Source organism: Aliiglaciecola sp. 3_MG-2023 (assembly GCF_030548205.1).
GTDB lineage: Bacteria > Pseudomonadota > Gammaproteobacteria > Enterobacterales > Alteromonadaceae > Aliiglaciecola.
Genome location: NZ_JAUORV010000003.1, coordinates 181409 through 205834, shown reverse-complemented (window position 1 = coordinate 205834; position 24426 = coordinate 181409). Strand labels below are relative to the sequence as shown.

Here is a 24426-nt window from a genome sequence, read left to right as displayed (position 1 = left end):
AAAAGCGGTTGTGGGGGGATAGTTTCTTAAAATTTAAGCTGATGGTGCCTGTTTTTCTCAACGAGAGGTTGTAGTGCATCCATGCAGCTACCTCGAAAAACTAGCAAATGGTGTAAATCAGCGACCTAGAGATCACCGAGAAGGAAGACTTTCGAAACCTAAACCTGTTAGGTTAAACGTACCAAAGCCTGATTCATTATTATTTCTTCACCCAATCGCCGTCATATTTTACGTAATGTCCTTTAGCGGTTTTTTCGAAGGCTTTCTTGGCCGCTAATTTTTCAACCTGAGATAAAGCGATATTATTTTTTTTCGCCAATTCAATGTATTTAGCTTTGCGTTTAACATTGATCTCTCCGACTAACTCTAAAACGTCAGAACGGTTAACTACTGCGCCTAAATAGCCATTTTCTTGTTCTCCAACTAAACCGTTTTGTTTGGCTTCACCAAGTTCTAGGGCAAATACAGCACTACAAAAGAGTAGGGCGCTTAACATTGTTATACGTAAAATTTTCATCATTACTCCTTAAAATAAATCACTGTCGTCACTGAATATATCATCTAGTTCTTTATCAACTTTGACTCGTATTTCGTGGTCAACTTTGACATTAATATTGATGGTTATGGGCTCTTTCGTTTCCACCTGCACTTTGTGAGTACAGGCGACAATGAACATTGCTGGAAGCATTATGAGCAATTTTTTCACAGATTCTTATCCTTATTTGATAATCTTTGTTGAATACGTTTTTCTATGGAGTTTTGCACTGAGTTGGTTATCCTCATTGACTTAAATAACGTAAAGATATTTTCCGTATGACTATAATTAAAGTTTATTTCCTGTTGTTTGTCAGGATTAACGCCATTAATACCAATTTTTAAGTCCAACCAGCCATCATCTGATAAAGAAACTTCGCTAGAAAGCTTACTAAATTCCACGTTCTCTAGAAAGGCTAATTGATCTTGCTGTTCTTTAATAGCATTGAAAGCCTCATTATTAGTTATTTTTAATTTACCTGGACCATCATTCAGTAAAATACCTTGATTAATGGTGCTAAATCCTGAATCCCAATAAATGGGAAGATCGCCGGATATTGCACCACTGACTTCTATCCCTTCTTGATTTTGTAACTCAACCAATTGATTTAAATCGAGATCATCAATATCGAGTTTAAGCAGTTGTTTACGATTATCCAGCCAAAAATCAGTGAGGGTTACCCGTCCGCCAATGATTCGAGCTTCTGCAAAGTCGAGTTTAGGGATAGTATTGAGCATCGATACTTTGGCTTCAATTTGGGTCATTGGCACACCTACATTAATCTCTTCAACGGTCATCTTGCCATGGTTAAGCTGAATTCCAGATGAATCAAGTCGAAAAGGCGCATCAAATTGCGCGTTGATGATTTGATAGTCTTGGTATTCACCACTTAATCCGTTAATTGTTAATTGGCCGTTGAAATCACGGTTGGCATTGTCGTTTGTTAGGTTAACCCCTATTTTTCCTGTGATTAAATTCAGTTCAGGAGCAAATTGTTGTACCAATGGGTTGAGGTAGGTAACCGATTGTTCGGGCATCAAAAGAGTAATGGTTTGTTCATTGTGAAAAAGGTTGGCTAACAGGCCTGAGGGCATGGTGATTTCATGGTTACCGGTGAGTTGGAAAGGCTGTCTTTGTCCATTTACATCGTGTTTAAAGTCAATATGGCTTAGGTTGAATGCGCTGCTTGTGATGCCCTGTAATTTTGATTTTCCCGCGCCGCTCAGTGTTTGTATGTCTTTTATATTTAGGCTGAGATTACTGCCTAATGATTTCGCTGCAAAGTCGTTATAGGTTATCTTCTGAAGATTGTTTTTAACCTGAACAGCCAATTGTTCAATGCTGTCACCGTCAATTTTCAAGTCACTGGAAATAGAGTGGATCGCCAATGCTTCTTTCGCTAAATCATTGGCCTCAATACTCCCTGTTGCATTAGCTTGCCAAGGGGAGTTGGCTAGTTTTTTTAAACTAAAATCAAAGGCAATTTTAGCCTTTTCAACAGTGCCAAATTCTGTTGTAACGTCAGAAAATTGCAGAAGATTCGTCCCATTTATATGGGTTTCTTGCGTTTTCTTTATTATTCTACCTGTGGCAGCTATCTGCAGTTTTCCATTGGCGTTTTGCTCATTCATTAATAGCTCTGCGATACTAGAATTCAACGATAAGTGATAATTTAACCTTGCCTCCAATTGGTTGTTTAATTCAATATCCTTTATAGCCAGTAATAACGGATTTGCTAAAGTATTCGATATTAGGTTTATCTCTGGTATATGAATAGAACCCTCATTAAAGGTGCTCACTTTAGGTACCTCTAACGTCCAGCTATCTAGTTTAACGAATTCATTCACAACATCGATTTTGGCACATTGATTGATTTCAAAATTTGACTTTAAACGGCTCAGATCAACTTGTATTAGCCATGATGTAAAATCTAAAGCGGTATCAATTTCACCGTTAAGTTGAACCGGGAGCTTGCAGTCTTGGAGATTTACAATATTGTTTAGGCTTAATTTGTGTTGACCAGTTAGGACTGAGCCGGTGAACTCAAAACGACTATAAATTGGCGATTCAACTAAATTTTGCCAGTTGTTGATAAAGTTTTTATAGGGTTTAACTAAATTTTCAAGCTCCTGGCTTTTTGATAAAATTAAACCCGCAGACCAATTTAAATCACCACTGATTACGCCTTTTCCTTGGCTTTCACTGATCAGTAAGTTCCCTTCAATATCTCCGCGTATGGCCAATTGCGAACGGTCAGGTTGGAAAATGTGTATGCTTACAGGTTGCTCCATAAGATACGAGTCAATCGTAATGTTATCCATGGTGATTAACGGTAAGCTCTCTGGAAGTGTCCAAAGATCCCCTAAATCACTATTTTGATCTGTCTCATTGCTTGCAGGCTGTAGATTTTGCTTATGGCTAACTACCAGGGTATCTATACTCACACTGGCTTGATTAAGATAGCTACTTTTTGATAGCCAATCAGAGCCAATAAAATACTGACCATGGCTAATGTTTATGTCTACATCCGCTGATTCGAGGCACAGGGATTGAACCTTAATAAAAGGATCTGACCCAATATCGAAATCCAAACAGACAATTGATGTATCTTCAGCTAACCACAAATTACTTAACCAAATAACCAAGCTATTTCTCAATACGAAAGCACAAAGGGTTATGGCAAACATCAGTAAAATTAGGCGTGGGAGGAGGGCCTTGGATACATAATGGAATGTTTTATTAAATCTCACTAACATTCGCTTCCTGAGTTAAAGTTGAATTTACGCAGCAGATATAAAATTTCAATACGAAAAATGATCAGTTTAGATCTATCCACACTGTATGTTCGATTGTGAAAAATTACCTACAAATACTATCATAGGGAAAAAGCCGTTTGGGCAAATTCTTTGACAAAGATACAAAGTGAATAGCGATTGAGAATGTCCAGTTTGCAAGGTTATTTCTTATTTTAGACTGTGTCGATAACCCTAAGACTATCCAAAGCACTTGAGTACTTAATGGATGGCTTAATGCATGGCTAATGTAAAATAGCAGTGTTAGAAATAGACTTGATTAAACTGACTTAACCATTAGAGTACTAGTTGTATTATACAAAATGCAAAGTACACTCACACAAGGTGCTTTTCTAACGTTGTATCCAAATCATGGTTTAAACGCCCTATATAATTAGTTAAGAGGGGTATCTATGTCACAGTCTCAATACGATCTCATCGTTTATGGCGCGACTAGTTTTGTTGGAAAACTCGTCGTGGCGCATTTACTCCATCGACATGGCATAGACGGTAATAAAAACGAAGTAGGGCGCATACGTTGGGCAATCGCAGGGCGAAATCAATCCAAGTTAAACCAGCTAAAACTTGCTCTAAGGGAAATGTCACTGCCTACCATCATTGCAGACTCCGGTGATCGAGCGGCTTTGGATGATATGGTTGCGTTAACCAAAGTGGTTGTATCAACAGTAGGGCCTTATGCGTTGTTCGGATCTAAGTTAGTGGCAGCCTGTGCTGCTAGCGGTACCCATTATTGTGATTTAACTGGCGAAGCGCAGTGGATCCGACGCATGATCGATGCCCATGAATCTGAATCAGTAGAAACTGGGGCTAAGATCGTTCACAGTTGTGGTTTTGATTCCATTCCGTCAGATTTAGGTGTTTATTATACGCAGCATCAGGCTTTGGCGTTATTCGGTGAACCCTGTACTAGGGTCCGTTTATTGGTGAAAAGCATGCGTGGAAGTGCAAGTGGTGGCACAGTCGCCAGTGGCCTAAATGCAATCGCAGAACAAGCAAAAGATCCTTCTGTTGCAGCTCAAATGACAAATCCGTATTCCATTGCGCCAAAATCTCAACGAAAAGGAGTCAAGCAACCACAAGTAGTGACTCCTGAATTTCACAAAGCAAGCGGTAATTGGTTGATTCCCTTTGTTATGTCTGTAATTAACACGCGAATAGTTCATCGCAGTCATGCGCTGTTAGGTCATCCTTGGGGTAAAGATTTTCAATATGATGAATCTGTCATGGTGGGTCGTGGCACCATGGGATGGTTAAAGTCTGCAGTGTCATGTTCAGCCATGGCAACCGGTATGAAAGCATTGGAATACAATCTTTTGCGTGAGTTCGCTGCCAAGCATTTGCCTCAACCTGGTGAAGGGCCAAGTCCTAAAGAGCAAGAAGACGGCTCTTTCACACTGCTATTTTTCGGTGAAACCCCTAGTGGTAAAACAATTAAAACCCAAGTCACCGGAGACCGCGATCCTGGTTATGGTTCAACAAGTAAAATGTTAGGTGAAGTTGCTCTTGCACTGGTTGAAGAGCTTGGTTCAAACAAAGTAAAAGGTGGCTTTTGGACGCCTTCAACAGTATTTGGCAACGATTTGATCGAGCGACTCGAAAAGCATGCTGGGATGACTTTTGAATACCTTAACTGACTATTAAAAAAGTAAATACCACCCATTGATACAATGAGAAAAAGAGTAGGGGCGAAGTGACTTTTTGTCTGTTTGCCTTAAAGCATATTTGAATTTAGAGAGTTAAAGGCTCAAGAGGGAAAGATGTTTGTCATTGAAGAATTAAGACGGATAGTTTCTGGCAGCTCAGCTACTTTACCCAACAACACAATGAAAGTGAATGTGAGCTGTAATGGCAATGCCGAAGAGATTTTAGCCCGTTTTCGAGAAGCGATGGCCCTCATTTTGTCGGTTGAGATAACCTGTCAAAATGACGAAGAAAGTCTAGTTGATGGCGCGTATCAACTACTAGAAGAGTGGTTTGAGGCTGATTTACTACCGTTTTGCGAAGGGGACGATGTTAGCCAAAACCCTAAAAAGGTGCGTCACTTTGGGGAAGAGCGTGATTGGTTCTTATGGGGGGGCAAGACTGTATCTGAGGAGCTAATGGTATTAACCATTTTGGTAGCCGGGATGCCAATTTCTGGGTTTGACGATTTACGCTGGTTGTTACACTGTTGTGGTGCCATATCAGTGGAGCAAGCTGAATCCTAAGGGTAAACTTGAAAGGGTTTCATGTAAGTATATGAATGAACGAAAGGCGAAATATCCAAATAATATTGTACTGGGTGGGTAAGCAATGAATCCCTATAGCCTACTCATTATACTTTTAGCCGTAGTGTCATGTACTAAACAACAAACCGCGCCGACGCGACTTTTCGATGTATCTATTGGCGTGATTGATTTATCTAGGGAATTAATGGGAAACTGGGAAAAGGTTTGCTTTATAACCCCATACACCAATAACGATGCAGTTAAACAACTATTGGGTTTCAATTTTGATGTTGAAAACAAAAGCGCGATTAGTGTTCTAGACAGTATCACCCTTGTAGTCACTGTAAATGGCAATCAGGTTACAGAGTATTTTGAAACACCAAGACATAATATTGATTTTTCCTCTTTACAAGCAAAGTGTTTTACCAAATCTAATGCCAGGTTCAAAATAGTCAGAGACGAAAACGGCTGGCCAAATATGCAACATAGCTAACAAGTAAAACCTGTGCTTATTGTCTATGTAGTTAAAAATACCAATTAATTTTTAGATTATCGCTCAGGTATTAATTTGGTCTTCAATTTTATTAATAAAACTAAACCGGAGTAACGTTGAGAATTTTAACCATCTTAAGCCTAAAGCTATTATTCTTTTCTTTTTGTGCTTTCGCTATCGAGGAAAACCAGCAAGACCTTATAGGTACTTGGATCATTAATCATGACACTGAAGAGGTGAACTACAGTTTTATCGAATATGAAAAATCTGGCGATAAATGTGAGATCAGCTTTTCCCTAGTAAATTCCTTAGAGGTTGATATGTACTGGAATAAATGGGAATTAATTGACGGTGTTATTCATTCTACCTTGCATAACACCACCACCTTTATGGAGTTTGCTTTTCATATTCAAGATAAAGTCCTTAAGCTCAATCACAGTGAACTTTTTGTCGATATGCTCATTCCCAAGGGAGAATACAGCACTGAATATCACTATAAAAATCATCAGGCAAAGCCGGGACAAGTATGTAATGTCGTTAAAAAGTTTTTTAAGAATAAAAGCAAAATAGAGTCGTAAAGGTTGTATTAAGCACTGATTAAGATCATTAGAGGGAGCTTGCTGTTTGATGATCATTTTACAGCGCGAAAAATAATTTTATCGGTGACTCGACCAAGTTCACGCCTACAAATTAATTATGCATTTATTAACGTTCAAAGTTGACTCATTAGCATCATTAAACCATTTCAATATAAACTTCAAAATCATCTCCATATCCGCAAGTGCATTTTTTCACACCCAACATTCATGAAATAACAGGGTCAAAGATAAGCACCCAATAGCTCAACAATAATTCCTCAAAACCAATCTATGTTCATTTCAAGCAAGGCAGAAATCTTTCAATAAGATTACTCCAAATTTAATGGCGTAATGCATTTCCCAATAAGTCTCCAATAAGAATTCAAATCATTTAATTTTCAAAAGAGGGGAAAACAAAACCACATTTGGCTTCGTATTTTTCATACTGCTAGTGTTTACCAGCGAAAGTGAGTACTTATTAATAAAACAATATATAATTTAACATAATATACATTATGCGAATATTAGTATTAATGCACGTGGAGGGGCTTGGTGCACTTTCTTCAGTAAATACTCTCCATTTTTATGCGTCTCTGTGTGTCTGGTTTTAGAGTTAACCTCACAAACCTCATCAGATTTCACGTACAGCACGGTTAGATATATTGGATAGGAACTGCTAGCTTATTTTGGTGACATGAATTTGCTGGTGGCAATCTGTCACTTAGTTTTTGGAGTATTTATGCCTGAGCTTTCGATTAAGTTTTATTGGATAATCTTAACTTCATCATGATGACTATTCACGTTTAATGCTTATTTAAGAAATGACCTTGTAGAGTAAAGATGTCTTTTGTTTTTGTGAGCTCGTTTAAAATACAATAGCTTGGATTGGGATTGAGTATGTGGTGTTTAGTATGTGTTTGATTAAATAAAAAAGCGTGGTCGACATTTATTGACCACGCTGTGCTTGCAACATAATACACGCTGTGCTTGCAACATAATAGCAACTTGCACCTCATGAGTTTATGGGAATTGAGGCACAAGGTCAGATTAGAAAAGTCTGTTAACTATTTAAAAATTGATCAACTTGCTTTTCTGCTTCTTCTTTGGATTTACCATAAGATTGTTGAACTTTGCCAACCAACTCTTTGCGGGTACCTTCCATTTTGTCTAGTTCATCGTCGGTAATTTTTCCCCAGTTTTTCTGTACTTTACCTTTAAGTTCTTTCCAATTGCCTTTTACTTGGTCATCGTTCATAAAATTCTCCGTATAAAATTAATGTGAATTAAGAATCGAATTGATTGCACAGATAAAGGAGCAAACACCAGACCACATTTCGGTGAGTAATAGTTTTACCTTAAATTTTGCAGCAAATTGACTGATTTTAAAGGGATATTTTTCGTTATTTTCTTTTTTAAGATCCAAAAATACGGCTTCTAGACTAATCTAGTACTAAGGTGTTTGAAATTATTACAGCTCTACTGTGACAAAATTTCATGTTAGAACATTTGAAATCGAATAATTTGCGGTTTAAGCAATTAAGATTTGGTAGCACATACATTGCGGGCGTATTGAATGACAGAAAGATGGATATTGATCGCTGAGGTTTTAGGCGGCATAGGGCTATTTTTGCTCGGTATGATTGTAATGACTGACGGATTAAAGTCTTTGGCTGGTAAGCTTATTCGATTCCGTTTAATGGAATACACGCGAAGTCCCTACTCCGGCGCGCTTTGTGGTGCGATTAGTACCGCAATTTTGCAATCCTCTAGCGCTGTAACAGTGGCGACTGTTGGCTTTGTTAGAGCAGGTTTAATGACCTTTAGTCATTCTTTGGGGGTAATCTTTGGTGCCAACATGGGCACGACCATCACTGGCTGGTTGGTTTTATTATTTGGATTTAAACTCAAATTAGGCGTGATTGCGTTTCCTCTTATTTTTGCAGGCGCGTTACTGCGTTTATTCGCTAAAGCAAACATAGGGGCCTTAGGATTAACCATAGCGGGTTTTGGGCTGATTTTTGTTGGAATAACCGAACTTCAAGACAGCATGGCGATATTACGGGAATATTTTGCTTTCGAAGGTCTATCCGTTGCGACTTTACCGCAAAAACTATCCGTATTAGGCTTGGCAGTTCTATTTACTTTGGTAACCCAGTCATCAAGTGCCGGTGTGGCGGCTGCATTAACTGCACTTTATTCAGATTTAATTAATTTTGAAGTAGCAGCTACCCTTGTAATTGGAATGGATATCGGTACCACAGTAACGGCTTTAATGGCAGCTACAGGCGCATCTGTTGCCGCCAAGCGAACCGGTTATTCTCATGTGATTTATAATCTGTTTACTGGGATAACGGCGTTAATATTTGTCTCTCCCTTTATTAAGGTTTGGGAATACTTAACCGCCCAGCCCATTTTAGACAATGCTGAAGTTGCATTGATCGCGTTTCATAGTGCGTTTAACTTACTTGGTGTGATTATCGTTTTACCGTTTAGCAAGGTGTTTGCAAAGTTGATAGAAGGGCTCATTCGTAGTTCCCATGAAACCAATTCAGAACAACTTGATGACAGTCTGCTGAGTCAGCCATCAATAGCATTAGATTTGGCGTTAGACTCGTTAAAAAAACAACTGATGACATTGCTACAAACAACAGCGGTAATTCTGAGTAAACCTGCTGAAGAAGTAGAAACTAAACTGGTTGAATCACAAATCGATATCGATGTTGCACGGGACTTTATCGACCGCATACCCATTGAAAAAAATGATCAGCAAACGCGACTGCGCCTGCTCAACTTAATTCATACATTAGATCATATGCAAAGGTTACATGAGCGTTGTGAAGAAATGCCGAATCAATCGTTTACACATACCTCAGGGTTGAACAGCGCCCTGCCCGATGAACTTGATAATTATGCAAGTCAATTATGTGAGGTGATAACTCGGTTAATTGAAGGGATAAAACATAATCAATGGTCAGGGACGGTAAAAGAGGTTTCAAATTTGTCGGATAAACTCAACGATGCTCATCAAGCCTTTAGGCAGCTAGTTTTAACACAGGTTACTAATGATGAGTTTGATATTGTCGAAGCAACTAATATGCTAGACACATATCGCTGGTTGCTTCATGTGGCTAAACACATAGAAAGATGTATTAGCCACTTGTCAGAAGCCAGCGCGTTAACAACGGGCGAAACTTAAAGGATCACAACCTTTTTCTGCGTCTACCTTCAGCATCAGCTGCTTTAATACAATGCATCACTTTCCTATGTGTCACTTCATAGGGTTCATTATGGATTGTTTCACCTTCAGCGCATGCACGTTTGGCCACTTTTATTAATTCGTCTTCAGTGGGATCTATCATACCAATATCTTCAAGACAGATGGGTAGCCCAATGGATTGACAAAAGTCGAATACTAAATCGATGGTTTTACTGGGCCTATCGGTTAAAAACATCATTGCCTGGAGACCAATTGCTACTTTTTCTCCATGGTAATAATTATGGGTAGCCGCAATGGTCGTTAAACCATTATGAATCGCATGAGCAGCAGCTAAACCCCCGCTTTCAAAACCAAGGCCACTTAACAGTGTATTCGCTTCAACAACATGTTCTAGAGCCGGTGTGACTATATTGCTTTCACAAGCACGTTTTGCATAAACCCCATATTCAAGCAATATTTCGTGGCATAGTTTAGCTAAAGCGTATGCGCTCAATGGCCCTACTCTTCCGGTCATATTTGTGCCGCGTTTAAGGCGGCAATCTTCAGCTTCAAACCAAGTCGCAAATGCATCACCCATGCCAGCCACTAAGAACCTGACAGGTGCTTGGCTAACGACATTGGTGTCAACTAAGACGACATCGGGGTTATGGGGTAACACCTCATATCGGTTAAACGAACCATCAGAATTATAAATAACAGATAAAGCACTGCAGGGAGCATCTGTAGAGGCAATTGTTGGGATTAGAATAACTGGACAACTTTGTTTATAGCCTACCACTTTTGCCGTATCAAGGGTTTTACCACCGCCAATGCCAATAATTACCTCAGTGGAGTCATTGGCAAAGCGATCACAGAGTTTATCAATTTCGTCATCACAACATTCACCGCCGAAAAGCTGAACTTTGCAATCGTTAAGTTGCTCCAACACCTCTTTGAATGGGCCGCTACTATTATCTGTTACAAATTTGTCAGCAATGATAAAAGCGCTTTTACCATGTCTAGCTATTTCTTCTGGTAAAATATTGAGTGCTTGATCACCTTGAACATAACGCCCAGGAAATATAGAAGTAGAAATCATTTTAGTGGCCTTATTTTAGTGCGAAGATGATTATTAATTTACCCCATTAGACGGGTTTTACGTTGATCTACATCAACAACTTTTGTTTATCAGGGGTTCAAACTATTATTAGTAATTGTTTAGGCTTGATAAAAGAGCACTAATGGGCTCTTTCTGTTTGTCTGATAGAGAGAAGCTATTTGATTACGGATGAAAACGCTAATTGCCTACCCATTAATAAAACCTACAAACTATCGAGGAAGGAACTTGTATGGAATTTAAAGACTACTATCAAGTTTTGGGTGTTGAAGATGACGCCGATCTAAAGCAAATTAAAAAAGCCTATCGTAAACTTGCCCTTAAACTCCATCCAGACATGAATGCTGCACCTGATGCAGAAGAAAAGTTTCGTGAAGTGGCTGAAGCCTATGAAGTGCTAAAAGACGAAAATAAACGGGCTGAGTATGATCAATTGAAGCGTTATGGAGGTCAAAATGAGCAAGGCTTTGATGTTCCTCCAGGGTGGCAATCTAGTGATGGATATACTCATGCTCGTGGTTCTGCAAGTGCCGACTTTTCGGATTTCTTTAATTCAGTGTTTGGGGGTGGAAGCCGACATCATCAACAATCACATCAAACTGAATCTGACTTGTATAAAGGTCAAGATGTCGAATTGGAAGTGCCTTTATTTTTAGAAGAATCGATTAAAGGCATCGTCAAACGCGTGGAATATAGTGTTCCAGCTTTGACGGGGAACAAAGTAGAGCAACTTAAAAAGTCATTGGAAGTGAAAATTCCAGAAGGGACGAGTGATGGCGAGCGAATTAGAGTAAAAGGTCAAGGTGTACCAGGTAGTGAAAGCTCTTTAAACGGCGACTTATATTTGCACATCCGTTTAATCCCCCACCCTCTATTTGATGTACAAGGTAATAATTTGTTACTTACCTTACCTTTAGCACCGTGGGAAGCGGCCCTTGGTACTAAGCTAGAAGTACCTACTTTATACGGTAAAATTAGCCTAAATATCCCGCCTAATAGTCATTCAGGTCAAAAATTGCGAGTGAAAGGTAAAGGCTTAAAACACAAAGGTAATCAGGGTGACTTATTAGTTGTCATTAAAATAGATATTCCTAATAAAACGACGGCTGAAACAGAAAAGTTATGGTCACAATTGGCAGACGAAGCTAATTTTAATCCCAGAGCAGAATGGAGCAAGTAAGATGTCAGAAATTACACTTCACCTCACAATTCAGGAGCTATGCCAATACGAAGAAATTACCCAAGATTCAGTATATGCGGTGGTTGAATACGGCATAGTTGATCCCGTTGATGGTAATGCTGTCTCGGAATGGGTTTTTGATTTAGACAGTGCCCATTGGATCAAAAAAGCAGTTAGATTGAATCAGCAATTGCAAATTGATTGGGTCGCGACGGCTATGGTCATTGATTTAATGCGGCAAAAAGAGCAACTCAAAAAAGAAAATAGCCAGCTAAAGGCTAGACTAGATAGACTGCTTTAGTGACAAGCAACTGTATAAAAAAGCCAGCCTCAAAAGAAGAGGCTGGCTTTTTATTATTAGGTCACTCGATATAGAGTTGGTTTTATTTTGCAATTAATGCGATTTCTGCATCAGAGTTTAAAACAACCCACCAAAGATTCCCCAAATCAGCATCAAACCCAACTAATGGATAATCGCTACATTCCGTCTCACGAGTTGGCGGTGTGGTTAAAAAGGTATCGTCCCAGCCTCCTTCAATAACACACGCCGCAGGTGCAATAGCCGCCCATGCATCGGATTTGCTTGCAAGTTGTACTGTCGTAACATCGATGGATTCTGGTACCACGAACTCTACGGCATATTGATCAGAGACAGCATCACTAATATCCCAAGACTTTGTTGCTGTTGCGGGTAAAGAAACAGCAGGTTTACCCTCGCCTTCTTCTAAACTACCTAAATCTGGGCCAGATAACGAGTACGCAAGTCCAGCATCAACTTCGATGTCTTTTTCAAGACCATAATCATCTTGATACATGCCGGTTTGGTTTTGTGTGCCACTAATAATTAAAATATCTGAACTGGTTTCGTCTGTCGCTGCTGTCCAACTTAATGTTACGTGTTCTTTTAAGTCTATAGTGGTTTCAGGAATGATCATTTCGTCATTATCGTAATCAGGCACTACACGATAGGCCGCATTTAAATTTGGAGACCATCGTTCATGGACTTGGAATAACCATTGATAAGCAAGGCGAACCAAATCATTTAAGCTTTCAGAACGGGTAAAACCTGGTGTGAAACTCATATCACGAGTGCGGGTGTCTGTGCGATTAAACGTATCATTTGTGCCTCCTGCTAAGCGGGCATATGAGCCATCTTCGGCATAACACTCATTGCTGATGTAGTTAGGTTGTAAAACCATTACCGGGCGAGTTTCTTCGTGAATTGCATTAGGATAAACAATCATTTCACAACGGTTAGTGGTGCGTGAAAATTGATCCATGAGTTTCCATTCAGCTGTAAATGCTTGGTCTGCATCATTAGACGTTGCATTGTGAGTGGCAAAATAGGATTGGTAATCAACACGATCATTTTCGAAGGTCAATATGGAAGAATTGACATCAAAACCGCTATCCTCAGCAGATGCATTGGTTTGGTTTTTCTGAGAAACGATCATTTGAACTAAATCACGTTCTCCAAAGCGGAACTCATATCCTTTGTAAGATGCATTGCCTGTCATGATTTGTGTATACATGTCCATGCGATAGTTACCACCAGTTGGTGTTGAGCTAGATGGATAAGTAGTTAATGTTGTTTTTGCGGTTATTAACGAACGTTGGTATTGATGCTCGTGACCTTGTACATATATCACGTCATATTCAGAGAAAAAGTCTCTTATTTTCGGTTGCACGTCGTAAACCCAATCATCATCTTTAGTACCATCAACAATTTGTTCGATAGTTTGACCGTATTTGGCCCCAACCAAACCGTCATGGCTGGCAACCACTATATGATCAACCTTATCCTCGTTGGCTAAAACCGTTTCTTTTATCCAGTCAAACGCTATCGGTAAATTATAATATGCTAGAGCAAATATGAGCACGTTTTCACGCACTACATAGTAATTTACCCACTCATAACTGGGCATATGAGTGGCATCTTCTGGAATAAAATGCTTCATATTATTTATCCAGTTATACGTATAGGCATAACTGGTCTCGTGATTTCCCATTAAGGGTAAAAACTCAATCCCTTGTTGAGAGTACGAGTCGGCGACTGATCGCCATTCGGCAAACTCAATATCACTGCCGCCGTCGGTTAAGTCACCTACTGCGATAACCATGTCAACATCAGCAGCTGCTTGATGTTTGAGTAATTCAGACATTGGGTGCATTGATACATGGGCTTGTCCTTCGCTATCAGAGCCCCCTTGAGTATCAGGCAGTAAACCGATTTTGAATTGATTTGTCGATTTTACGATGGGTTCTGGCTCAGGCTCTTCAACGGGAACCTCAACAATGACGGGCACTTCTACTTCAACAACTTCTACTACTGTCTTCTCATCTTCACAGGCTGACAAAGCTAAAACTAACGCTAAGCAGGTCCCTGTTTTTATAAACTGATTAATTCGTATCACCTTACACTTCCTTTTATCGTTATAGTGGTTTATTGAGTTAAAAATCGCGGCTACTATATTTGTGCTTTATTGCAAATGAGTTATTGAAGTGTGTTATTTAGATGAAGCTTAGATGACAGTTAACCCTTTGATTATTGGTTTAAATGTACAAAAAGTAGAATTGAATTCACTGATTGGTAATAAAATAACTCAAAGGTAATTAGTTGAGAACAGTTGATTAATGGTAATCAATACTGTTTGACGATGTTGATTACGTCAATTGGAAAGGTATTTCCCTATGCTAATAAAGTATTCTTTATGCTTATCCCCCACTTACATAGCATTGCAAGCAGCAGCGCGAATCAATGAGCAAATTAGGTTAGAATCATATGCTTGATTGATGGGAAATGGAGCACTGAAATAGTTTTAATCTAAACAGCTACTGACTGCATTTATTTCTTGTCGTGTTTCGCTGCACCTCTTTATTAATAGGCTCTTCAAGAGTTACGCGTAACAACTATGCATAGGAAAAATGAGGTCAGTGTTGCTGATTTACCGAAGGAAATGCTTATTTGTATCGGACCTGACCCCATTAATACCTTACATGTTGACGCTGCTAAACCTTGTTGATGTTAAAGTAGTTTTCTGATGACAAACTGCAAAATACCGCCATGTTTGAAGTATTCAAATTCATTCGGCGTATCAATACGTATATCGGCATCAAAGCTAAAGGGTTGCTCATTAGAACGCCTTACATTAACAACAACGCTTTTTTGGTCTGCGGTAATGGCGTCAATACTAAAGGTTTCAGTACCATCTAATTTATAGGTTTGAGCACTTTGACCTGATTTGAATTGCAAGGGTAATATTCCCATTCCTATCAAATTAGAACGATGTATTCTTTCATAACTTTGAGCAATAACCGCTTTTATGCCTAACATTAATGGTCCTTTTGCAGCCCAATCTCTTGAGCTTCCAGTACCATATTCCTTACCTGCAATAACAATGGTTGGGGTCTGTCTGTTTTTATACGTTTCGGAAGCTTCAAAAACAGACATTTCATCTGATTCGGGTTGCAAACGAGTCCAACCTCCTTCCGTCCCGGGAGCAAGTTGATTTTTCAATCGTACATTTGCGAAAGTACCTCGCATCATGACTTCGTGGTTTCCGCGTCTTGAGCCGTAGGAATTAAAACTTGTTTTATCTACCCCTTGTTGTTGTAAATACTTGGCAGCCGGTGTTTCTAATCCGATGGTCCCTGCTGGTGAGATGTGATCAGTAGTCACACTATCACCTAGCTTAAGTAAGCATTTTGCATCTTCAATAGGTTTGATTTCACTGGGGGTAGCGGTCATTTTCTCAAAAAATGGCGGACGCTTTACATAGGTAGAATCAGGCCAGTCATAAATATCCGAGTCAACGGCTTCTAGGTCATCCCAAATTTGACCACCTTCATAAATTGAGCCGTACTTTTCACTAAACATGTTTTTGTTGACGACTTTTTCAACCATGGTGTGTATTTCTTCGTTACTAGGCCATATATCCCTTAAATAAACGGGCTTACCTTCTTTACTTGTACCTAAAGGATCAGTGGTTAAATCAATATTCATGTTACCGGCCAGAGCATAAGCGACGACTAAGGGAGGTGAAGCTAGGTAATTCGTTTTCACTTCAGGGTGAATGCGTCCTTCAAAGTTACGGTTCCCTGAAAGCACGGAAGAAACTGTTAAATCTCCAGTAGTGATAGCGTCAGATATGGGATCTGGAAGAGGCCCAGAATTACCAATACAGGTTGTGCAACCGTAGCCAACAAGGTTAAACCCTAATAGGTTAAGTTCATCTGTTAAGTTCGCTTCATTTAAGTACTCGGTAACCACTTGTGAGCCTGGTGCAAAGCTTGTTTTAACCCATGGGTGTACCTTTAGTCCCAAGCGGTTAGCATTTTTAGCCAGTAATCCTGCAGCAACTAATACCGAAGGGTTTGAGGTGTTTGTACAACTTGTTATCGCTGCAATGACAATGGCACCATCTTCAACATGAAAGGTTTCGCCATTATAGTGACATTCTATTTTTTTACTAATGGGCTCTTGCCCTTGCCCACCCTCATTTTCATAGCGACCTTCTGTTGTATCCTCGGGGGCCAATTTGAGATCTGATTGATCGGACACCCACTTTTTAAAACTGCTTGCTGCATCGTCTAGGGCAATGCGATCTTGAGGTCTTTTAGGACCGGCAATGGAAGGCACTATACTTGCCAAATCCAAGTGCAGCTTGGCATGGTATTGGGCTTTGTTTAGACTTTCTGAGCCCCACATATTTTGTGCTTTGTTGTATTGAGTAATGTATTCTATTTGTTCTTCGCTTCGACCGGTTAAACGCAAATAGGTAATAGTTTGTTCATCAATTGGGAACAAGCCGCAGGTTGCCCCATATTCTGGTGACATATTGGCAATAGTGGCTCTATCCGCCACGGATAAGTGTTTAATACCTTCACCAATAAACTCAACAAATTTACCTACTACACCAAATTCGCGCAATTGTTGTGTGACGGCTAACACCATATCCGTTGCTGTCACCCCGGGAGCAAGTTTACCTGTCAGCTCCATTGCAACGACTTCAGGAATTAGCATGGTGACCGGTTGTCCTAACATAGCGGCTTCGGCTTCAATACCGCCTACGCCCCAACCCATCACACCAAGGCCATTTATCATAGTAGTGTGAGAATCAGTCCCCACTAAGGTGTCTGGAAATAAAACCTTGCAGTTCTCTTGAGCAGGATCGCTGTCTTCGGCAAACGTAACGCGAGCCAAGTATTCTAAATTCACTTGGTGCACTATGCCTTTTCCTGGCGGCACAACTTTAAAGTTGTTAAAGGCTTTTTGACCCCACTTTAAAAATTGATAACGTTCTTTGTTCCTTTTTACTTCAATAGCCGTATTGTGTTTGAACGCATCTTTACTGCCAAATTCATCCACCATAATGGAATGATCGATCACTAAATCTACAGGTTTTAGGGGATTGATTTTAGTCGGATCACCACCTAAATCATTCATTGCATCTCGCATTGCGGCTAAGTCGACTACAGCGGGAACTCCAGTGAAGTCTTGTAAAATAACTCGAGAAGGAACAAAAGCGATTTCTGTAGACGACGCGGCGTTATTGTCCCAATTGATCAAAGCATCAATGTCTCCATCTTGCACGAAATCATCTTTATGATGACGTAGCAGATTCTCAAGAAGTAGCTTAGCGGTTAACGGCAGTCGTTGCAGACTTTCGGGAGAGCCTGCCTTATTAATATCGTAAAATAGGTAATCTTGACCATCGACAGAAAGAGTAGATTGATACTTTGAAGATAAATCCATAATGCTTCCTTTTTATATGTTATTAAAATAGGACACTGAGAGACTGCACATAAACCTAATAGACATTTGATGTGGTCTAGATGATATAAGTTCCGTGAAATAAATGGCTTTTTAAAGAGCCTATAGCATTTATTTACACTTACAGGTCCAAACTAATCATTCATTAGTTAGTTTTTTAGTAAGCAATTAATTAGCCAATTACGCTAACACTATGTTTAAAAGAGGAAGATGGATAACGGATTAAAAATTTTATAGAAGTTATGCATGAATTGTAAAAATTACATTATAGGCAACCATTGGGTATAAGCTACTTAGTCGGAATAATACGCTTCTCTAATATGTTTAAAATCGCCGTTACGTTTACCTGATATGATAATTTGTTCGATTTCTGTTTGTCTTGCCGTGAATTTAGATGATTTACTCAGGCCAACAAAATAATTACGCTGCGCTTCAGGCTGGTATAAGGCGGGAACAATGGTTATTTCCGTTTGCAAAGCGTCTATTAGTTTATAGGTACTATCTGCAAAGTGGACAAACCCGTCTACTCTGCCTTTTTCTAGCAATCCAATTTTTTGTCTCAAAGTCGATACACTCACGGTCTTAGGACGTTCTTCTAAACGTAACTCTGGAAAATAGTTTCCCCTTGTAGTAACGGCAAAAGTAGATTGTTTGAAGGTTTCTAAAGAAGTTAATCTGTATTGATCTTGTTGTTTCACAAACACGGTATTTTGAATGGATTCATAACTCGGTTTTAAGATAATGAAATCATCATTCGGCGCAGCATAATGATGAATGCCTACAATTAAATCTAAGTGCCCATTTTTAAGTTCAACAACACGACGGGCAAAAGGTAAAGGTGTAATGTGCAAATCAGCATTTAGCTTTTCGGCTAAATACCTTAGGTATTGGGCGTGCAATCCATTGGGAAACTCTGGGGAAACAGAAGAATACAAAACCTCCTTAGAAGCAACATTCCCAGTTGTAATCAAGACAACTAATAAGTTGATACAAAAAAACCTAAAAACTTTAATACGAAACCCCTTACTACCCGTACATCTTCTTACTAAATAAATTACTAAAACTAGTTTACCTAAAAATGCTTTAAAAATCAGTTGATTAATATGAAATATTATTTGTATTAACGATTGTGATCTTTGAGCCACTCATTTAACAATTTAATTTGACCACATTTATAAGCCGCGTAGGTAATGCGTAATGCGTTAGACAACACTTCATTATCTGTCCAATTGGTTTTTTCACGAATGTCATCGTAACAAGCCATGGCATCTTTGCTGACATATCCGCGAACTTGCTTATGCCCCAATTCTTTTTGGCGCTGTCGGTAGCGCTTTTGTTTTTCAGCATTAGCAACTTTTTTAAGATTTTTTTGCATTTAATCAGTTTTCAATTAAGTTTGTCCTTAGAATGATTATAAAATACCAGTTTGTTGAGAAAATTTCACTGTTCAGAGTTGTTTAGCTTACAAGTGTTCGCTAAATTAGACACTTTATAAACTAGAAGAAGCCTAAATGAGTAATTTTAAATCAAGTTTTAGTCGAGAAGATCTATTAGCATGTAGTCAAGGGGAGCTTTTTGGACCAGGAAATAGTCAGTTGCCTGCTCCGAATATGCTGATGATGGATCGTATCGTAACGATAAGTGAGACTGGCGGAAAATATGACAAAGGTTATATTTTGGCTGAATTAGATATTTCTCCTGATCTTTGGTTTTTTGATTGTCATTTCCCTGGTGATCCTGTTATGCCTGGTTGTTTGGGCCTTGATGCCATGTGGCAATTAGTCGGATTTTTCTTAGGCTGGTGTGGCGGTCCTGGTAAAGGTCGCGCATTAGGTGTTGGCGAAGTTAAGTTTACTGGCCAGATACTACCTACAGCGAAAAAAGTTACTTATAAAATTAATATGAAGCGCGTAATTAAACGCAAATTGTTTATGGGCATGGCTGAGGGTGTGGTTGAAGTTGATGGTAGAGAAATTTACGCTGCTGACAACCTTAAAGTAGGTCTTTTCCAAGATACGAGCAATTTTTAAGCTAGGACTCGTTTTCGATAGTTCTAACGATCCTCCAAATATACAAAAGCCCCTCACGGGGCTCATTTTTAACGACTATTTAAACCTATGTTGCGGTCTTCGATAGCTTCTCGCCATCCTCCTAACCACTCGGAACGTGATTCCGTTGTTTGAAATGGACAGAGTTCTTTAGAACGTCCTGAAATACCTGCTTGATAGCCTTTTGAATGAGCTCGGGAAAGTTTATCGCGTTTTTGTCTTTTCATTGAGTGACCTCTTATTGAAAAAAATACTTGTGATTATTCGAACCACATAAGTGAGACTATCTTAACCACAAAAGGGTTCAATACGTTATTGCATAAAAATTTACGCTTTTTCAATAAATATATGATTATTTTAGGTTTTTATCTTTACATCAATTTTGAATATAGCGTCCCTTTTTAATTTCTAATTGATATTACAAATTTGTGACACCAATGGGTGCGCGGGTTTGGCGGTCATTTAGGGAAAAATATAAAAAAGCCCCGACATGAGAGTCGAGGCTTTATACTATTTTAACTGAGGGTTAAGTGAGGATTTACCCTTTTAGTTTTTGTCTCACACGGCCACTAAAGACGAATAAAACAAGCCCTAATAAGTAATATAAACTGCCGCCTTTACGCTCTATGGTTTCATTGGTTAAGTGGCAATCATCAATGCTTCCACCGGGAATTGGCACAAGTTTTACCGCCACAGACATATTTTCAAATATGGTGTTACCACGGTCATCTAAAGCTAATTCTCCATTGATAGCGCTGCGTTCACGATAAACTACAGCCGTAGCTGTAATTTCATCATTGTCATTAATATCAACGCCTTGCACTATGGTATAGGGCGAATCACAACTCAATAGTTCATTAATATTGGTAAACTCTTCAGTATTAATATCGTAAAGAAATGCTTCGCTTCTACGGGAGCCGATTAAGTCAGTATCAACTTGTCCTTCTCCAACCACTAAGCCATTATTGTTAATCCCACGTGCTACACTTGATGAACTTTCAAAGAAGTCATCAGGGAAACTCAATACATCACCACGATAATCATAAACGAAGAACTTATTTCGCGATGCAGAGGTGATGATTTTATTCGCATAGCCAACCACAACATCGTTATCGTTTATGTCTAAGGCTGTGCTTTCAATGTACTCTTCGTCACTAATAAAACCAATAACGTCATCGCCGTCAAAAATTGCAGCTTTATTCACTACTACGGTTTGTGAGTCTTGATAATAATCATTGGATACACCCACAGCTATACCATTATTATTGATGGCATTTGCTCGACTATCGTAAAACGTCTCATCACCTGGAGCAGGTTCAAGTAGCGTACCCAATTCTCTGCTATTGAGCAGTTCACCGCTGGAAGTGAACTCCCAAATAATAGCGCGTCGCTTAAAGGTTTGATCAACTGGATAACGATTTGACACTGAGTTAGCAAGTCTACCGCGAATATTAGACTGATATTGGTCTCTGAGTTGTCTTATACAATATTCTTTAGGAATATCACCTCTTTCGTTTTTATCGTCACAGACTTCTACTACATCTTCGAATTCTTCGAGCACATCGACGGAACCATAGCCAGCAACTTCAAAACTGTCGTTAATATCATTGGCGACACTAATACCCCCCATTAGATCTTCAATGGGGGGAACTTCAATGGTGACACCATTAATATCCATGAAACCCCGAACGAGAAAATCTTGGACGTGATATCTTAGATTCAGACCATTTTCATTACGGTAGTTTATTTTATAAAATGGAGCCTCTCCAAAACCTACTGTGGCTGAAAAGTTATTAATGCCAGTAGATAATGTATCTGCGCTTTTGGTTAAACCTTGCAAATCTTGCTCGATGACATCGAACCCAATCTTTTCTTCCACTTCTGTATTTTCTAAAACGTAACTTTGTACCCTTGCTATTTGTTGAAAAAAGGGATTGGTTGAATCGTTACTTTGAGGGAAAAAGGTATTGGTTGTAGTGGCATCAGAGGTAATGAAACTATATAAAATTAATAAGTCATCATCGTTGATATTGCCCACAGATGCACCGTCAGCATCGCTGAGAGCATTTATCAAAATTTCGTTTTCAAAATCAATTAAGTCTACATCTATAGGCGGGTTAAAGGGGTCAGCAATAGATGCCAGAACATCCCCTTTATCATTAATTGCTCTTGCATAGCTGTTAATGCCTTTATCTCTTAAAGGTAATTCTACAACTTCATACTTTGCTGCTTGCGCGGTACAAACGGTTAGCGCACAAAGGGTTAGCCCGGAGGCCAGCCGATTTATTTTCATTACATATCCTGTAAATTACTGCTTAATTAGCTAATGTCGGTATTTTGATATTGTGAAACCATGAGGTTTTACATACCTTCTAGCTCATCCCATCTTGCATATGCTTTTTCTAGTGAACTTTCATATTCAGCAAGCTTATTAATCGCAAGATTAAAATCGTCTTGGGACTGCTTAAAAAATTCTGGATCATTTATTTTAGTTTGTAATAGCTGAACTTCGTTCTCCAGCTTTTCAATTTCTTGTGGTAAAGAATCCAGCTCTAATTGATGCTTATAAGACAATTTCTTTGTCTTTTTTATTACCGGTTGAGACTTAGGACTCGCTGATTTTACAGAAGTTTCGTCTTCTGTGGGTTTTTTTTCTGCCTGATACCAGTTTTCTATATCAGTATACCCACCTACAAACTCTTTCAGCTCACCATTGCCTTCAAAAAACAGGCTAGATGTTACGACATTATCAACAAATTCTCTATCATGACTTACTAAAATAACGGTCCCTTGGTAATTTGAGATTAGATCCTCAAGTAATTCCAGGGTTTCAACATCCAAATCATTTGTTGGTTCATCGAGGATTAGAATGTTAGAAGGTTTCAGTAATAACTTGGCCAGCAACAGACGATTTTTCTCACCACCAGAAAGGGACCGTACTGGGGCATTAACCCGATCGGGAGTGAATAAATAATCCTGTAAATAACTCATAACGTGCTTATATTGGCCATTTACCAATAAATCACGCTTACCATCACCCACTACATCAATCACACTTTTGTCAAGATCAAGAGCTAAACGGTGTTGGTCGAAATAGGCAACGTTTAAATTTGCTCCTTGTTTCACATAGCCAGATTGGGGTTCTAAATCACCCAAAAGTAATCGGATAAGGGTACTTTTCCCGCAACCATTAGGACCAATTAAAGCGAGTTTATCGCCCCTAAATACGCTTAATTCTAAATTATTAACAATCGTTTTATTATCGATTTCATAGTGTAGATCTAAGGCTTCAAACACAATTTTACCTGAAGAACTACTACTACTAACGGTCGCTTTTGCTCTGCCTTGTAATTTGTTGCGTTGTGAGTGCTCTTGTCGTAACGCTTTGAGGGCTCTCACCCGACCTTCATTACGGGTGCGTCGTGCCTTAATCCCTTGCCTAATCCACTGTTCTTCTTGAGATAATTTTTTATCAAACTCAGCGTTAGCATTTTCTTCATTCTTAAGATCTTCGGCTTTTTTATCTAAATAGGTTTGATAATTACCTGGATAACTAGTGAGGTTACTGCGATCTAAATCTACGATCCTTGATGCAACGGCGCGAATAAACGCCCTGTCATGGCTAACAAAGACGACCGCACCTTTATAATCCTTTACGATGCCTTCAAGCCATTTGATCATATGGATGTCTAAATGGTTGGTTGGCTCATCAAGCAATAAAATGTCTGGATTACCAACTAAAGCCCGAGCTAATGCAGCTTTGCGTCGCCAACCACCAGATAAAGAGGATAATTGTTGGTTACCATCCAATCCCAACAAGGTGAGCACTTGGCTTATTTGTTGTTCAAACTGCCATGCATCTTGGTGTTCCAATTTATGTTGCAGTTGCTCTAAAAGGTTTAGATTTTTTTCAGATGGATCCGTCGTTACTAAATTAATTTGATGAAAATAAGCTTTTAATAGTTCACCGGTTTCCGCCATCCCTTCAGCGACATAATCAAACAAAGTTGACTCTACACTCTCTGGTGGATCTTGAGGTAAACGGGATATCTTCACATTAGGTGAAATAATACGTTGACCATCATCTAATGGTTGTTCACCTTCTAATACTTTTAATAATGTAGACTTTCCGCAACCGTTACGACCTACTAGACAGATCCTTTCTCCTGGATGAACAACCAGCTCACCTTTGTTCAAAATAGCAGGGTGTCCAAACGACAGTTGAGCATTTTTTAGTTGTAACAAGCTCAATCTAAAAACTCCTTTAACTGGATTAAATTAAACGGCCAGCCAAGTTCTTGTTGGTTATCTTCACGTTTAATAACAGGGATACGCGCCCCGTATAAATGGAATAGTTGGTGATCTGTTTTAACGTCTACCTTAGTCAGGTGTATGTCGTAATTTGATCCTAGCTGTGTCAACAAAGACATGGCTAAATCACACAGATGGCAATCTTTACCAGAATAGAATATTAACTGCATTTTGT

The 24426-nt window shown here is 39.1% G+C and carries 21 protein-coding genes; 8 read left to right on the top strand and 13 right to left on the bottom strand.

All coding sequences use genetic code 11. The features are described from left to right. Nucleotides 1-199 precede the first annotated feature (199 nt). The 3 genes from Q4574_RS04610 to Q4574_RS04600 are packed head-to-tail and all read right to left on the bottom strand — an operon-like array spanning nt 200 to nt 3180. Nucleotides 200-517, bottom strand: a complete 318-nt coding sequence (locus Q4574_RS04610) for a YdbL family protein (RefSeq protein WP_303472069.1) — start codon at nt 515-517, stop codon at nt 200-202. Between the two features lie 9 nt (nt 518-526). Beyond that, nucleotides 527-706 (bottom strand): YnbE family lipoprotein, encoded by a 180-nt coding sequence (locus Q4574_RS04605; RefSeq protein ID WP_303472068.1) that lies wholly within the window; start codon nt 704-706, stop codon nt 527-529. Then, nucleotides 703-3180, bottom strand: coding sequence for a YdbH domain-containing protein (locus tag Q4574_RS04600; protein WP_303472066.1), 2478 nt, complete (start codon nt 3178-3180; stop codon nt 703-705). Before Q4574_RS04600 ends, Q4574_RS04605 begins: the two co-directional genes overlap by 4 nt. A gap of 560 nt (nt 3181-3740) precedes the next feature. On the opposite strand from Q4574_RS04600, the gene Q4574_RS04595 reads away from it, so the two are divergent. The 4 genes from Q4574_RS04595 to Q4574_RS04580 all read left to right on the top strand — a co-directional run bounded on the left by Q4574_RS04595 (nt 3741) and on the right by Q4574_RS04580 (nt 6626). Next, a complete protein-coding gene (locus Q4574_RS04595; protein ID WP_303472064.1) occupies nt 3741-4982 on the top strand; it encodes a trans-acting enoyl reductase family protein in 1242 nt (413 codons plus the stop codon). Between the two features lie 123 nt (nt 4983-5105). Then, nucleotides 5106-5555 carry a hypothetical protein gene (locus tag Q4574_RS04590; RefSeq protein WP_303472063.1) on the top strand — a complete coding sequence of 150 codons (450 nt, stop codon included), beginning with the start codon at nt 5106-5108 and terminating at the stop codon, nt 5553-5555. 85 nt (nt 5556-5640) lie between these two features. Then, nucleotides 5641-6048, top strand: a complete 408-nt coding sequence (locus tag Q4574_RS04585) for a hypothetical protein (protein WP_303472061.1) — start codon at nt 5641-5643, stop codon at nt 6046-6048. A 116-nt stretch (nt 6049-6164) separates the two neighbouring features. Next, on the top strand, nt 6165-6626 hold the full coding sequence (locus Q4574_RS04580) for a hypothetical protein (protein WP_303472059.1): 462 nt from the start codon (nt 6165-6167) through the stop codon (nt 6624-6626). 1060 nt (nt 6627-7686) lie between these two features. Here the strand turns inward: Q4574_RS04580 and Q4574_RS04575 are convergent. After that, the gene (locus Q4574_RS04575; protein WP_303472057.1) at nt 7687-7881 is read right to left on the bottom strand and encodes a CsbD family protein; all 195 of its coding nucleotides are present in this window, start codon (nt 7879-7881) and stop codon (nt 7687-7689) included. A gap of 318 nt (nt 7882-8199) precedes the next feature. Between Q4574_RS04575 and Q4574_RS04570 the strand changes: the two genes are divergently transcribed. Then, nucleotides 8200-9822, top strand: a complete 1623-nt coding sequence (locus Q4574_RS04570; protein WP_303472055.1) for a Na/Pi cotransporter family protein — start codon at nt 8200-8202, stop codon at nt 9820-9822. Between the two features lie 4 nt (nt 9823-9826). Here Q4574_RS04570 and Q4574_RS04565 read toward each other — a convergent pair whose 3' ends face one another. Next, a complete protein-coding gene (locus Q4574_RS04565; protein ID WP_303472053.1) occupies nt 9827-10921 on the bottom strand; it encodes a glycerol dehydrogenase in 1095 nt (364 codons plus the stop codon). A gap of 250 nt (nt 10922-11171) precedes the next feature. Between Q4574_RS04565 and Q4574_RS04560 the strand changes: the two genes are divergently transcribed. Both Q4574_RS04560 and Q4574_RS04555 read left to right on the top strand, forming a co-directional pair. After that, nucleotides 11172-12119, top strand: coding sequence for a DnaJ C-terminal domain-containing protein (locus Q4574_RS04560; RefSeq protein WP_303472051.1), 948 nt, complete (start codon nt 11172-11174; stop codon nt 12117-12119). A gap of 1 nt (nt 12120) precedes the next feature. Then, nucleotides 12121-12420 carry a chaperone modulator CbpM gene (locus Q4574_RS04555; RefSeq protein ID WP_303472049.1) on the top strand — a complete coding sequence of 100 codons (300 nt, stop codon included), beginning with the start codon at nt 12121-12123 and terminating at the stop codon, nt 12418-12420. An 82-nt stretch (nt 12421-12502) separates the two neighbouring features. Here the strand turns inward: Q4574_RS04555 and Q4574_RS04550 are convergent, their stop codons facing one another. The 4 genes from Q4574_RS04550 to Q4574_RS04535 all read right to left on the bottom strand — a co-directional run bounded on the left by Q4574_RS04550 (nt 12503) and on the right by Q4574_RS04535 (nt 19267). Continuing rightward, nucleotides 12503-14533 carry a metallophosphoesterase gene (locus Q4574_RS04550; protein ID WP_303472048.1) on the bottom strand — a complete coding sequence of 677 codons (2031 nt, stop codon included), beginning with the start codon at nt 14531-14533 and terminating at the stop codon, nt 12503-12505. A 611-nt stretch (nt 14534-15144) separates the two neighbouring features. Continuing rightward, nucleotides 15145-17874 carry an aconitate hydratase AcnA gene (acnA, locus tag Q4574_RS04545; protein ID WP_303472046.1) on the bottom strand — a complete coding sequence of 910 codons (2730 nt, stop codon included), beginning with the start codon at nt 17872-17874 and terminating at the stop codon, nt 15145-15147. Nucleotides 17875-18185: 311 nt separating this feature from the next. Further along, complete coding sequence (locus Q4574_RS04540) at nt 18186-18827, bottom strand: ABC transporter substrate-binding protein (RefSeq protein ID WP_303472044.1); 642 nt, start codon at nt 18825-18827, stop codon at nt 18186-18188. Between the two features lie 185 nt (nt 18828-19012). Next, nucleotides 19013-19267 (bottom strand): hypothetical protein, encoded by a 255-nt coding sequence (locus tag Q4574_RS04535; RefSeq protein WP_303472042.1) that lies wholly within the window; start codon nt 19265-19267, stop codon nt 19013-19015. A gap of 136 nt (nt 19268-19403) precedes the next feature. Between Q4574_RS04535 and fabA the strand changes: the two genes are divergently transcribed. Next, on the top strand, nt 19404-19922 hold the full coding sequence (gene fabA, locus Q4574_RS04530; protein ID WP_303472040.1) for a 3-hydroxyacyl-[acyl-carrier-protein] dehydratase FabA: 519 nt from the start codon (nt 19404-19406) through the stop codon (nt 19920-19922). Between the two features lie 68 nt (nt 19923-19990). On the opposite strand, the gene rmf is transcribed toward fabA, so the two are convergent. From rmf to Q4574_RS04510, 4 genes are all read right to left on the bottom strand, one after another. Further along, on the bottom strand, nt 19991-20167 hold the full coding sequence (rmf, locus tag Q4574_RS04525; RefSeq protein WP_303472038.1) for a ribosome modulation factor: 177 nt from the start codon (nt 20165-20167) through the stop codon (nt 19991-19993). A 311-nt stretch (nt 20168-20478) separates the two neighbouring features. Further along, nucleotides 20479-22233, bottom strand: coding sequence for a DUF3466 family protein (locus Q4574_RS04520; RefSeq protein ID WP_303472036.1), 1755 nt, complete (start codon nt 22231-22233; stop codon nt 20479-20481). Nucleotides 22234-22301: 68 nt separating this feature from the next. Then, nucleotides 22302-24191, bottom strand: a complete 1890-nt coding sequence (locus tag Q4574_RS04515) for an ABC transporter ATP-binding protein (RefSeq protein WP_303472035.1) — start codon at nt 24189-24191, stop codon at nt 22302-22304. Further along, nucleotides 24188-24421, bottom strand: a complete 234-nt coding sequence (locus Q4574_RS04510) for a glutaredoxin family protein (RefSeq protein WP_303472034.1) — start codon at nt 24419-24421, stop codon at nt 24188-24190. The genes Q4574_RS04515 and Q4574_RS04510 overlap by 4 nt, the downstream gene beginning before the upstream one ends. Nucleotides 24422-24426: the final 5 nt, after the last annotated feature.